This window comes from Sphingopyxis microcysteis, from assembly GCF_012274265.1.
GTDB lineage: Bacteria > Pseudomonadota > Alphaproteobacteria > Sphingomonadales > Sphingomonadaceae > Sphingopyxis > Sphingopyxis microcysteis.
Window position 1 is genome coordinate 554,876 of the sequence record NZ_JAANYY010000002.1, and the last position, 12,361, is coordinate 567,236.

The 12,361-nt window shown below is 64.0% G+C and carries 12 protein-coding genes, 1 tRNA gene and 2 pseudogenes; 9 read left to right on the plus strand and 6 right to left on the minus strand.

Annotated features, from left to right (window positions below; genetic code table 11):
• Positions 1 to 17: 17 nt before the first annotated feature.
• From G9408_RS02630 to G9408_RS02670, 9 genes and pseudogenes are all read left to right on the plus strand, one after another.
• On the plus strand, positions 18 to 254 hold the full coding sequence (locus G9408_RS02630) for an acyl carrier protein (protein WP_003039428.1): 237 nt from the start codon (positions 18 to 20) through the stop codon (positions 252 to 254).
• A 269-nt stretch (positions 255 to 523) separates the two neighbouring features.
• Complete coding sequence (fabF, locus tag G9408_RS02635; protein ID WP_120218123.1) at positions 524 to 1,783, plus strand: beta-ketoacyl-ACP synthase II; 1,260 nt, start codon at positions 524 to 526, stop codon at positions 1,781 to 1,783.
• Positions 1,784 to 2,076: 293 nt separating this feature from the next.
• Positions 2,077 to 3,018, plus strand: coding sequence for an endolytic transglycosylase MltG (gene mltG / locus G9408_RS02640; protein ID WP_168452571.1), 942 nt, complete (start codon positions 2,077 to 2,079; stop codon positions 3,016 to 3,018).
• A 103-nt stretch (positions 3,019 to 3,121) separates the two neighbouring features.
• On the plus strand, positions 3,122 to 4,261 hold the full coding sequence (locus tag G9408_RS02645) for a Kelch repeat-containing protein (RefSeq protein ID WP_168452572.1): 1,140 nt from the start codon (positions 3,122 to 3,124) through the stop codon (positions 4,259 to 4,261).
• A 4-nt stretch (positions 4,262 to 4,265) separates the two neighbouring features.
• Positions 4,266 to 5,018 (plus strand): alpha/beta fold hydrolase, encoded by a 753-nt coding sequence (locus G9408_RS02650; protein ID WP_168452573.1) that lies wholly within the window; start codon positions 4,266 to 4,268, stop codon positions 5,016 to 5,018.
• A 104-nt stretch (positions 5,019 to 5,122) separates the two neighbouring features.
• Positions 5,123 to 5,683 (plus strand): peroxiredoxin, encoded by a 561-nt coding sequence (locus G9408_RS02655; RefSeq protein WP_120215924.1) that lies wholly within the window; start codon positions 5,123 to 5,125, stop codon positions 5,681 to 5,683.
• Between the two features lie 86 nt (positions 5,684 to 5,769).
• Positions 5,770 to 6,255, plus strand: a complete 486-nt coding sequence (locus G9408_RS02660; protein WP_168452574.1) for a 2'-5' RNA ligase family protein — start codon at positions 5,770 to 5,772, stop codon at positions 6,253 to 6,255.
• A 61-nt stretch (positions 6,256 to 6,316) separates the two neighbouring features.
• Positions 6,317 to 6,393 (plus strand) — tRNA-Met (locus G9408_RS02665).
• A 435-nt stretch (positions 6,394 to 6,828) separates the two neighbouring features.
• Positions 6,829 to 6,969: pseudogene (locus G9408_RS02670) on the plus strand (4-hydroxybenzoate 3-monooxygenase); the annotation flags it as partial.
• Positions 6,970 to 6,971: 2 nt separating this feature from the next.
• Here G9408_RS02670 and G9408_RS02675 read toward each other — a convergent pair.
• The 6 genes and pseudogenes from G9408_RS02675 to G9408_RS02700 all read right to left on the minus strand — a co-directional run bounded on the left by G9408_RS02675 (position 6,972) and on the right by G9408_RS02700 (position 12,303).
• On the minus strand, positions 6,972 to 7,934 hold the full coding sequence (locus tag G9408_RS02675; RefSeq protein ID WP_168452575.1) for a Gfo/Idh/MocA family oxidoreductase: 963 nt from the start codon (positions 7,932 to 7,934) through the stop codon (positions 6,972 to 6,974).
• A gap of 18 nt (positions 7,935 to 7,952) precedes the next feature.
• Positions 7,953 to 8,862 (minus strand): annotated as a pseudogene (locus G9408_RS02680) (class III extradiol dioxygenase subunit beta).
• Positions 8,862 to 9,263, minus strand: a complete 402-nt coding sequence (ligA, locus tag G9408_RS02685; protein WP_168452576.1) for a protocatechuate 4,5-dioxygenase subunit alpha — start codon at positions 9,261 to 9,263, stop codon at positions 8,862 to 8,864. The pseudogene G9408_RS02680 and the gene ligA overlap by 1 nt, the downstream one beginning before the upstream one ends.
• Positions 9,260 to 10,285 (minus strand): amidohydrolase family protein, encoded by a 1,026-nt coding sequence (locus G9408_RS02690; RefSeq protein ID WP_168452577.1) that lies wholly within the window; start codon positions 10,283 to 10,285, stop codon positions 9,260 to 9,262. Before G9408_RS02690 ends, ligA begins: the two co-directional genes overlap by 4 nt.
• On the minus strand, positions 10,282 to 11,091 hold the full coding sequence (locus tag G9408_RS02695; protein ID WP_168452578.1) for an NAD(P)-dependent oxidoreductase: 810 nt from the start codon (positions 11,089 to 11,091) through the stop codon (positions 10,282 to 10,284). Before G9408_RS02695 ends, G9408_RS02690 begins: the two co-directional genes overlap by 4 nt.
• A 57-nt stretch (positions 11,092 to 11,148) precedes the next feature.
• Positions 11,149 to 12,303, minus strand: coding sequence for a LysR family transcriptional regulator (locus tag G9408_RS02700; protein ID WP_328804362.1), 1,155 nt, complete (start codon positions 12,301 to 12,303; stop codon positions 11,149 to 11,151).
• Positions 12,304 to 12,361 lie beyond the last annotated feature (58 nt).

Genomic DNA, 12,361 nt, shown 5'->3' on the forward strand with positions numbered 1-12,361 from the left:
CAGAAAAGGAATAGCGCATGAGCGATTCGGCCGAAAAGGTTAAGAAGATCGTCGTCGAACATCTGGGCGTCGAAGCCGACAAGGTCACCGAGGAAGCGAGCTTCATCGACGATCTGGGCGCCGACAGCCTCGACATCGTCGAACTGGTGATGGCATTTGAAGAAGAATTCGGCGTCGAAATTCCCGACGATGCGGCGGAAAAGATCGCCACCGTCAAGGATGCGATCGACTATATCGAAGCGAACAAGGGCTGATCCAGCCTGTCCGGCGTTGCCGGATGCGGCGGCGACGCCGTCCACGCAAACCCGGCTCCCCGGTCTCGAGCGCTCGTGCGCAGCGACCGGGGAGCTTTTTTTATGGATATAGCCCGGCACGGCGCTAAATCCGTCATCCCGGCGAACACCGGGATCTCGCGATTTCGGTAGCAGCAGGTCGAGAGGGCGAGAGCCCGGCCTTCGCCGAGGTGACTGGGATTAGGTAACGCGGGCGCCTGCGGGGGCAGGGGCCGACGAAAGGAATGATTATGCGCCGGGTTGTGGTGACGGGTTTGGGTTTGGTGACGCCGCTGGGCGGCGATGTCGAAACAAGCTGGAAAAATCTGATCGCGGGCAAATCGGGTGCGGGTCAGATCACCCACTTCGACACCGCCGACCAGAAATGCACGATCGCGTGCGAGGTCAAGGGACCGGACCATGAATATGGTTTCGACCCCGGCAAGCGCGTCGATCACAAGGTGCAGCGCCAGGTCGACCCGTTCATCATCTATGGCATCGACGCCGCCGGGCAGGCGATCGAGGACGCCGGGCTCGAGGATATGACCGACGCGATGAAGCTGCGTGCCGGTTGCTCGATCGGGTCGGGCATCGGCGGCCTGCCGGGCATCGAAAGCGAAAGCCTGCTGCTCGCCGAAAAAGGGCCGGGGCGGGTGTCACCGCACTTCGTTCACGGTCGCCTGATCAACCTGATCTCGGGGCAGGTCAGCATCAAATATGGCTTGCAGGGTCCGAACCATGCCGTCGTCACCGCCTGTTCGACCGGCGCGCATTCGATCGGCGACGCGGCGCGGATGATCCGCGACGACGACGCCGACATCATGCTCGCGGGCGGCGCCGAGGCGACGATCTGCCCGATCGGAATCGCGGGCTTCGCGCAAGCGCGCGCGCTCAACATGAGCTATAACGACCGCCCCGAGCAGGCGAGCCGTCCCTATGACAAGGACCGCGACGGGTTCGTGATGGGCGAAGGCGCGGGCGTCGTGGTGCTCGAGGAATATGAGCATGCCAAGGCGCGCGGCGCGAAGATTTACGCCGAGGTCGTCGGTTACGGTCTGTCGGGCGATGCCTATCACGTCACCGCGCCGCACCCCGAAGGATCGGGTGCCTATCGTTCGATGGAAATGGCGCTCAAAAAGGCCGGCATGACCCCGTCGGACATCGATTATATCAACGCGCATGGCACCTCGACGATGGCCGACACGATTGAGCTTGGCGCGGTCAAGCGGCTGTTCGGCAACGCGATCGGCGATGTGTCGATGAGCTCGACCAAATCGGCGATCGGCCATTTGCTCGGCGGCGCGGGCGCGGTCGAGACGATTTTCTGCATCCTCGCGATCCGCGACCAGATCGTCCCGCCGACGCTCAATCTCGACAACCCCGACGAAGGCACCGACGGCGTCGACCTCGTCCCGCACACCGCCAAAAAACGCCCGGTGAAGGCGGCGCTCAACAACAGCTTCGGCTTTGGCGGCACCAACGCGAGCGTGATCGTCAAAGCGGTGGATTGATCAACCGATCCTCCCTGCGGCGAAGCCGTGGGGAGGGGGACCGCTCGCGGAGCGAGTGGTGGAGGGGCGGCGACGGCAGCGCCATGGCCCTTCCGTCAGCGCTGCGCGCTGCCACCTCCCCATGGCTTCGCCACAGGGAGGAACAAAATCGCTTTCCTACATAATCCCGCCATGCTTTACCCTTGGCACGACCCGCCGGGGCACCGGCGTTAAGGCCACAAAGGACGCAAAAGGACGCTGCACCTGCGGGGCTTTTGTGGCTTTAAGCACTCTATGACCGACGGGAGAATGAAGTGCATCCGTTCCGCTGGCTGACGATCGCCATTTTGGCCCTCCTCCTCGCCGCCTGCTCGGGCGGCGCGCCGAAGGATGCCGAGGTTGTGATCCCGGCGGGCGCGAGCATCGCGAAGGCGGGGCAGATCCTCGAGGACGCAGGCATCGTCTCGGCGTCGAGCTTTCGCAACGAAGCGCGCTTCTTTGGCGGCGACGATCCGATCAAGCCCGGCGAATATAAAATCGAAAAGGGGATGGACGCGGGCGACATCCTGGAGCTGTTTCAGTCGGGCAAGACGATCCAGCGGCTGGTGATGATCCCCGAGGGCATGCCGTCGATCATGGTGTGGGAACGGCTGATGGCCGAAAAGCGGCTGAAGGGCGAAATCCCGGTGCCCGCCGAGGGCAGCATCTTGCCTGACAGCTATGCCTTTACCACCGGCGAAAGCCGCGCCGCGGTCGTCAAGCGCATGCAGGCGGCGATGGACAAGGCGTTCGCCGAGCTGTGGGCCAAACGGACGCCGCGCACCGCGGTCAAGAACCGCAACGAAGCGCTGACGCTCGCCTCGATCGTCGAGAAGGAAACCGGCGTTCCCGCCGAGCGCCGCACCGTCGCGGGGGTTTATACCAACCGGTTGGCGGTCGGCATGCGGCTGCAAGCCGATCCGACGATCATCTATCCGATCACCAAGGGAAAGCCGCTCGGTCGGCGGATATTGCGGTCCGAAATCCAGGCGGTGAACGGGTATAATACCTACAGCATGGCGGGGCTGCCGCAGGGGCCGATCGCCAACCCCGGCAAGGCGTCGATCGCGGCGGTGCTCGATCCCGAAGCGAACGATTATCTCTTCTTCGTTGCCAAGGGCGACGGCGGGCATATCTTTGCGCGCACGCTGTCCGAACATAATGCCAATGTGCAGAAATGGTATGCGCTCCGCCGCGAACGCGGGGAGATGGAGTAGGAGTCGGCCGTCGCCCCCGCGAAGGCGGGGGCCGCTAGCAAGCTTGTGATACACCGATAGCGGCCCCCGCCTTCGCGGGGGCGACGCGGGGGGAGAGATGCCGATGCGTCGATTGTTGGGATTGTCTGCCGTCACGTTGGCGCTCACTGCCTGCATGGCAGGCGGAGGCAGCGCAGCCGAGAAGGGCGCGACCGATGTCCGCATCGAACCGGGTCCGGGGCTCGGCGCGCCGCGCGCGACGCACCAGCTGGTCGCGGCGGGCGAGGGCAGGCTGCTCGCGATCGGCGGCTGCGTCAGGTCGGGCTGCGAAGCGGGGCCCGCGAGCGCGACGGTCGACATCATCGCCGCGCCGGACATGCGGGTAATCGCGACGGGGCGGCTGCTCGCGCCGCGCATCCAGCCTTCGGCGGCGGCGCTGCCGGATGGCAAGGTGCTGATCCTCGGCGGCTGGGTCAATGGGCGGGTGAGCGGGGCGACCGAGATATTCGACCCCGCGACGGGCAAGTCGGTGGCTGGACCGGCGATGGCGGGGCCGCGCAACGCGCCGACCGTCGTGACGCTCGCCGATGGCCGCATCCTGATCGCGGGGGGATATGACGGGCGCGATGTGCGCGCCGACGCCGAAATCTTCGACGCCGCGACAGGCCGGATGACCGCGACAGGGCCGCTCGCCGCCGCACGGAGCGGCGCGACGGGAACCTTGCTTGCCGACGGTCGGGTGCTCGTCGCCGGGGGCGGACGTCCCGACCGCGAACCGCGCCGCGCGCTCGCGAGCGCCGAGCTGTTCGATCCCGCCACCGGGCGCTTCACCCCCGCGGGAACGATGGCGCAGCAACGCTACAAGCATGGCGCGGTGCGGCTGGCGAACGGCGACGTGCTGATCGTCGGTGGATCGGACATTCGCGACTATGGCGGCAAGCTGCGCTCGGTCGAGCGGTTCGATGTCGCGGCGGGGCGCTTTGTCCCCGCCGGCAACCTCGCCGATCCGCGGTTCAAGATTGCCGACGGGCTGCTGCTGCTCCCCGGCAACCGCGTGCTCGTCGCGGCGGGCGACGCGGCGCCGGAGATTTTCGACGTCGCGCGCGGGGTCGGGACACGCCTCGACTATGACCTTGGCGGGCAGTGGAATTATATGACGCTGGTCCGCGCCGATGCGCGCACCGCGCTGCTCGCGGGCGGCTATCGCGAGGGACGGATCGAGCCGACCGACCAGAGCTGGATTGTCCATTTGCCGAAGGGGTGACCCGATGACGACTGCCAAGCTGTTCCTTCACGGTGTCCCCGACAGTCCCGCGATCTGGCGCCCGCTGCTCGCGGCGCTCGATCTGGGCGATACGCCGGTCGCGGTACCCGCGCTGCCCGGCTTCACCGCGCCGCTGCCCGCGGGTTTTCCTGCCACCAAGGAAGCCTATGCCGACTGGGCGGTGGGGCAGGCCGAGGCGCTGTACGCGGCGCACGGGCCGATCGACATCGTCGGGCATGACTGGGGCGCGCTCATCGCGCAGCGCGTGGCGATGCTGCGCCCCGACCTTCTCCGCAACTGGGCGTTGTCGAATGCGGTGATCGATCCCGACTATCGCGGTCACCGGATCGCGCGCATCTGGAACACGCCGATCCTTGGCGAGATCTTCATGGCGCTGAGCAAGGCCGACAAGCTCGCCGAGGGACTGGCCGCACAGGGCATGCCCGCCGACATCGCCGCCGAAGAGGCCGAACAGTGGCGGAGCAAGGACAAGCGCCGCGCGATCCTGAAGCTCTATCGATCGGCCAAAGGGCTGAGTTTCGAGCATGACTGGGCGCGTGACATCGGAAAATTGCCCGCAAACGGCGCACTGATCTGGGGCGCGGGCGACCCCTATGTCGAACTCGCGGTTGCGCAGCGTTACGCCGCGAACACCGGCACGCCGCTGACCGTCATCGAGGGGGCAGGGCATTGGGCGATCGCCGAACGACCCGCCGAGGTCGCCGCGGCGCTCCATCGCTTCTGGTCAACACTCTGATCGGTTGGGTCGATCAACGAAAGCGGCGCACTCGATTTGACCTGGGCGCGCCGGTCTGCTCTTGGTGCGCCGCACAAAAATCCCCACAGAAAGGATTCTCTCCCATGATCAATCAGCCCGTTCCCGCCGTGACCCTCAAGACGCGCGTCCGCGACGAGGCCGTCGACGGCCCGAACCCGTTCCGCTGGCAGGACGTCAACACCGGCGAAGCGTTCGGCACCGGCCGCCACATCCTGTTCGGCCTGCCCGGCGCCTACACCCCGACCTGCTCGAACGAGCAGTGCCCGGGCTTCGAGCGCCTCTATGGCGACTTCATCGCCGAAGGCGTCACCGACATCCATTGCATCAGCGTCAACGACGCATTCGTGATGTATAATTGGGGCAAGAGCCTGGGCGTCCAGAACGTCAAGATGGTTCCCGACGGCTCGGGCGCCTTCACGCGCCGCATGGGCATGCTGATCAACAAGGATCATGTCGGTTTCGGCATGCGCAGCTGGCGCTACACCGCGATCGTCGACGACGGCATCGTGGTCCAGATGTTTGTCGAACCCGGCATCAATGACGTTGGCACCGACAGCGACCCCTATGTCGAATCGACCCCTGAAAAGGCGCTCGAATGGGTGAAGGCGAACCCCTATCAGGGCAAGCTGTCGCAGGCGGCCTAACTGACGCTGGTATAAGCTTGAGCGGCCCGGCCATCCCCCCTCCCATCCGGGCCGCTGGCGCCGCACCCATCATCGTTACCGCGACGATGGGTGCGGCCGACCAGCGATATTTTGATCATCTGCGCGCGGCGCATTTTCCGCCCGAGCGCAACTATCTTGCCGCGCACATCACGCTGTTTCATCAGCTGCCGCCGTCGGCGTTGACGGAGCTTGACGGCCTGATCCGCCGGATTGCCGCCGACACCCCGCCACCCGCGGCGCGGCTGCGCGAGCTCTATTCGCTCGGCAAAGGCGTCGCCTATCGCATCGACAGCCCCGACCTGCTGGCGATCCGGGCGCGGATCGCCGATCATTTCACCGGCATGCTGACCGTGCAGGACCAGGGGACGCCGCGCCTCCACATCACCGTCCAGAACAAGGTCGCGCCCAGCGACGCGCGCGCGCTGCTGACCGAACTCGCCGCCGATTTCGTGCCGCGCCCGCTGGCGATCACCGGCCTCGCCGCGCACCATTATCGCGGCGGCCCCTGGGAAGCGGCTTTCGCACGGAATTTTCATGGGGCTCGCACATGATATTGACCCGCGGCAAAGGCCTGCCTATAGGCGCTGCTCGCCCGTCGCGGCGGCCCCTTGGGGCGGAGTAGCTCAGCTGGTTAGAGCAGCGGAATCATAATCCGCGTGTCGGGGGTTCGAGTCCCTCCTCCGCTACCATCGCGAATCACCTTCGAACCTCGCATTTCCGGCAGTTTTCTGCCGTTCATCGAGGCCCAAGCTATGCGAATTTTGGCAAGAATTTTTGTGATCTATCTGGACGAAGCCCACCAGTTTGTGACCAGATTAGACACAAGTTTCGCGAGAATTTTGGCGAGTTTTTTTTAGCCTCGATCAGTCCGAGGTTATCATGACCAAATGGGTATTTCTGATGCCCGCCCATATCGAGCGGCTGAACAGCAGCGCGTTGGCCGACCGGAGGTATCGGGCCTTTCCCTCATCGTCGCTCGCCCCGCCAATAAGCAGTGGCGCTTTAACCGCGTTGTCGCCGGTACAAGGAAAAACGTCGAAATAATCCTGGGTATCGGACCTGCATTTTTAATCGATGAGGCGCGTGAGTGGGCGACCCCCCTCAGCAAGGCAGGCCTGCGCGTCAGGATCAGCTGGGCGCTGACCCGGCTGATGCGCCGCTTTCCCGAGGACGGACCGTTGCAAATGGCCGAACCAGACTACATCGCCACCAGTCGCGCGGCGCAGACGAGCATCGCCGAAAATTATGTCGGCATACCCGTATAGGCTCAGCTCCAACCGTCCTGCATTTCGAGGCTGGCGGCCAGCTCGCCGATCACCCGGTAGCAGTCGAGGACCTGGCCAATCGAGCTTTTGGGCTCGCGCCCTTCCTTGATCGCGGCGACGAACTCGCGGTCCTGCAGCTCGATGCCGTTGTTCGACACTGCGACGGTGGACAGGTCGACCGGTTCTTCGCGCCCCGTGACAAGATCGTCGTACCGCGCAATGTAGGTACCCGTGTCGCCGATGTAGCGGAAGAAGGTGCCGAGCGGACCGTCGTTGTTGAACGAAAGCGCCAGCGTGAGGATTTGGCCTTTGTCAGATTTCATCTGGATCGACTGGTCCATCGCGATCCCCAGGTCAGGGTGCTTTGGCCCCTGCAGGATATTCGCGGCGACGACTTTGCCGCCGGTCATATATTGGAAGAGGTCGATCGTATGCGCCGCGTGGTGCCACAGCAGGTGGTCGGTCCAGCTGCGTGGTTCACCTTTTGCATTGGTGTTGGTGCGGCGGAAGAAGAAGGTTTCGACGTCCATCGCCTGAATGTTGAACTCGCCGGCATCGATCCGGCTCTTCACGAACCGGTGGCTCGGATTGAAACGGCGCGTGTGGCCGACCATGCAGATACGGCCGGTTTCCTGCTGCTTCGCCATTACGGCTTGCGCATCTGCCCAGCTGTCGGCGACCGGAATCTCGACTTCGACATGCTTGCCGGCGTCCATCGCCATGATAGCCTGGCGCGCGTGCATTTGCGTGGGCGTGGTTAGGATGACAGCATCGATGTCCTCTCGTGCGAGCGTCGCCTCGTAGCTGTCGGAGACGTCGGCGATGCCGTGCGGCGCGGCGAGCTTGCGCGATTCCTCTTTGGAAGCGCTGACGATGGTGACCACTTCGGCATCGGGCACGTTCTTGAGCCCGATGAGGTGTTTCTCGCCGAATGCGCCGGCGCCGACGAGGGCAATGCGAACCATGGAACTACTCCGTTTCGATTATTGAGTGAGCGAACGCGCCGCGGCGCTGTTGCCTTTGAGCGTGGGTGAGGGCGGGACGGTCCCGTCGATCGGCTCGAGGACGATATGGCCGAGCGCGGTGTTGCTGACGGGCACGTGGTAGTGGCGGTGGAGGCACTTCGTCTCGCGGCCGAGCGCGCCGCGCATGATCAGCCACATGACCATCTCGATACCCTCGCTGCCGGTCTCGCGCAGATATTCAATGTGGGGGATGTGGCGGAGATCCTGCGTGTCGCCGACGAGCTTGTCGAGAAACATGTTGTCCCACGCCTGGTTGATAAGCCCCGCGCGCGGACCCTGGAGCTGGTGGCTCATCCCACCGGTACCCCAGACATGGACTTCGAGGTCTTCGGGGAAGCTATTGACCGCGCGTGCGATCGCTTCGCCGAGCAGCCAGCAGCGGTTGCCCGAGGGGGGGGTAGGTGACGACGTTGACCGCCAGCGGGATGACCTTCGTCGGCCATTCGGCGCAGTCCTCTCCGTACATCATCGTCAGCGGCACGGTCAGGCCGTGGTCGACTTCCATTTCGTTGAAGACGGTCATGTCGAATTCGTCGAGGATCAGGCTCTGCGCGATATGCCAGGCGAGGTCGGGATGGCCGACGACGCCGGGTACCGGCCGGGGTCCATAGCCCTCGTCGCAGACCCTGAAACTCTCAGCGCAACCGATCGCGAAGGTCGGGATGATGTTCATGTCAAAGGCCGACGCGTGATCGTTATAGACCAGCACGACAACGTCGGGTTTGCCCTCGTTCGCAATCCACTCACGGGTCCAGTTGTAGCCATCGAAGGCTGGCTTGAAGATCGGCTCCTGCGTCTTGCCGTTGTCGGCTGCGAAGCCGAGTACGGGGATGTGACTCGAGGCGATACCGTAGGTGATCCGCGCCATCAGTTCTCGTCCTTGATCGACCGAAGTCCCTCGGGCGAGCGCCCGCCGCCGAGCATCATCGCCTGGTAATCCTCCACGCTCATGCCCGTCATCGTGCTGACCGCTTGGACGAAGCTCAGTCCGTCGCTGGCGAAGACTTTGGCCAGGAAGTAGATATTCCCGCCGAGGTCGAGTAGCCGGTTATAGTCGCGGTCGAGCACCGCCCGTTTCTGGTCCTCGCTCATCGGCCACTCGTCGAGGTAGGTGCGCTCACCCGCGTGGAAACGCGCGCGGTTCTCGGCTTTCATCAGGCTCATCGCGAACTGGTTGAGCTGGTATCCCTGCCGCGCGCGCTTGGCGGTATAGACGCGTGTCCCAGGGATGTCGTCGAATTCCGCGAGATATTCGTGGATGTCGGTCACAGGCCGCGACCCTTCAGCAGTGCATCGAGGCGCGGGAACACCCGCCTGGTGTTGGTCTCGAAGATCGCGTCACGTTGATCGTCGGTGATGTCGAGCGCATCGATGTAACGCTTGGTGTCGTCGAAATAGTGGCCGGTCTCCGGATCGATGCCGCGTACGGCCCCGACCATCTCGCTGCCGAACAGGATATTCTTCGTGTCGATCACTTCGGCCAGCAGGTTGATGCCGGGCTGGTGATAGACGCAGGTGTCGAAGAACAGGTTGTTCATCAGGTGCGTGTCGAGACTGGGTTGCTTGAGCATGTCGGCGAGGCCCCGATACCGGCCCCAGTGGTAAGGAACGCCCCCGCCACCGTGCGGAATGATGAAGCGCAAGGTCGGAAAGCGGGCGAAGAGATCGCCCTGCAACAGCTGCATGAAGGCAATCGTGTCCGCCGCGATGTAGAAGCCGCCGGTGGCGTGCATCGCGGGGTTGCAGCTGCCCGAAACGTGGATCATCGCCGGGACGTCGAGCCGGACCATCTCCTCGTAGACCGGAAACCAGAATTCATCGGTCAGCGGCGGGTGGTCGAAGTGACCGCCGCCCGGATCGGGATTGAGATTGCAGCCGATGAAACCGAGTTCTTCGACGCAGCGACGAAGCTCGGTGACGCTCTCGGAAAGATCGGCCTGCGGGCTCTGCGGCAACATGCAGACGCCGATGAAGGTTTCGGGGAACAACTGCGTCACGCGGAAGACGAGGTCATTGCACCGGCGCGCCCATTCGGCGCTGACGGCTTGGTCGCCCACATGGTGCGCCATCGCGGATGCGCGCGGGGAGAAGATCGTCAAATCTGCGCCGCGCTCCCTTACCAGCTTGAGCTGGTTTTCTTCGATTGTCCGGCGGATCTCCGCATCGGAGATGTCGGGGTAGGGCGGGGCGGGTTCTCCCGCGTTGAATGCAGCAATCTGCGCTTCGCGCCAGTCGTCGTGCGCCTTTGGCAGGACGGTGTAGTGGCCGTGGCAGTCGATGATCAGGCTCATGCGGCGTCCCTTGCGCGTCGGTGGCCGCGGGCAGCTTCGCGCTGGCGGCGAACGGTGCCGGAGGTCATGATGGGATCGACGCCAAGCGAACGGAGCGTCGTGACCGACTCTTCCATTTCTTCGGCGCGACGGATGCCGTGGGTCGCCATCCGCTCGAGGTTATATTCGGTCCGCTCGGCCCAAGGCCGTGGATGCTCGCTCGCATCGAGCGAGGCCAGGACTTCGACGGTTACCCCGGCCGCGTCGGCAGCTGCCATCATCTCGCCGGTCAACGCCTCGATACCCTTGACCATCACTGAGCGGATCATCTTGATTGCAGATGCCCGTCCGACCTCCTCGCCGACTATTCGCACATTTGTGAAGCCAAGCGAGGAGAGACCGATCAGTGCGTCCTTTGCAAAACTACCTGACAGCAGGATCGGCACGTCCAGTTTTGCCGGATCGACCGGAGCAAGCACCGCTGCATCGACGTACCTTCCGCCCGCTGACTCAATAATGGCGGCGGCCACGCGCTTGGTGTCCGGGGCGACCGAGTTCATGTCGATCCAAAGTGCGCCCTGTTCAATATAAGGCGCCCCCTGATCGGCCGCCGCTATCGCACTGCCCGCGGTTACGAGCGACAGGACCATGCGTGCCCCCGCGAGTGCAGACTCTGCGTTGGCGGCAGGCATCAAGCCCATTTTCGTCACCATCGACCGGCGCACGGGATCGATATCGAACGCGCTTGCCGCAGCGCCCCAGTCGGCCGCGCTAGCAAAGGTCGATCCCGCTTCGCCGAACCCGGTGATGGCAACTCGCTTTTCCATGACCTTTCGCTAAACGGCCCGGCGCAAGCCTCGCCAATGAATAGCACAGTCATGAAATTAGAATTTACGAATACCCGTTAGCCAGATTTTGTAGCGTTTCGACGAATGCGCGCTGCTGACGCGTTGGATGCCAGTCTCGCCTCGTGGTAATCCCGATGGTGCGCGAAACGGCTTTGGGCGGGGGGCCGTGCGCAACAGCCCGGCATCAATCTCGACCCGCAGCTGATCCGGAGAGAGAAGCGTCAGGTTGTCGGTCTGGAGCAGGATTTCCCGGATCGTCAGAACCGAGCCGCATTCGATCGACACATGCGGTGGATCGACATCGCCACCAAAAAGCTCGGTCCAAAAGCTTCGCAAGGGTGTCGACGCGGTCGGGAGCACCCATTCGAAGCGCTTCAGATCTTTCGGCGAGGGGATGCGCTTGCCGGCCAGCGGATGTGCGTGCCGCATGACGATCTTGGGATGGTCTTCAAAGGATTTCTGTTGCGCAAGATCGTCATCCGCCCCGTCGTGGCGCAAGGCGCCGAGCAGGATGTCGATCTCTCCGTTCCGGAGCGGACCCACCAGCTCGTCGTGGCTGCCTTCCACGACAACCACATCGGTTGCCGGAAATTGCTTGAGGTGACGGACGATCGCGGCCGGTAGCCATCGAGCACGCGAAAGCGGCATTGCGCCTACCACGATCTTGCCCTTTGCCTTGCCAAGCCATTCGGCGACTTCGGCATATCCGCTCCGCAGGTCTGCAAGCGCCAGCCGGAAGTTCAGGGCTCTGCGGGCTCCCTTCGTTGTGAGAGTGAGGTAACGGCCCCGCCGCTCGACCAGGCGTTCGCCAAGCTCGAGTGACAGGTCAGCCACCGCCCGGTGCAAGGAGGCTGGGGCCAAGCCGGTGCGGTCCGCCGCACCCGAGTAGCTGCCCGCACTGGAGACCGCGAGGAAAGCTCGGATCTGGGGTGCGGTAACCCGACGGGATCCTATTCGCTTGAGCGCGTCATGCACGCGCGGTGCCAGCAATTCGGCGGGCGCGGTGGGCCGCATTCCGCCCGGCAGGCGATCGAACATCCGGCATTCGAGCTCACCTTCTAGGCGCGCAATCGCCTGCGTCAGGGCGGACTGGGTGAGATACACCGCTTCCGCCGCGCGCGTCACCGATCCGTGCTCGACGACGGCAGCGAATGCACCGAGTTGCCGTATGTTGGGAATGGTTTCATCCACAAAGTAGGTTTAGCATTTTTTTATCCTGTCGCCAAACTTCGCATTGGAGTGGGGCGCG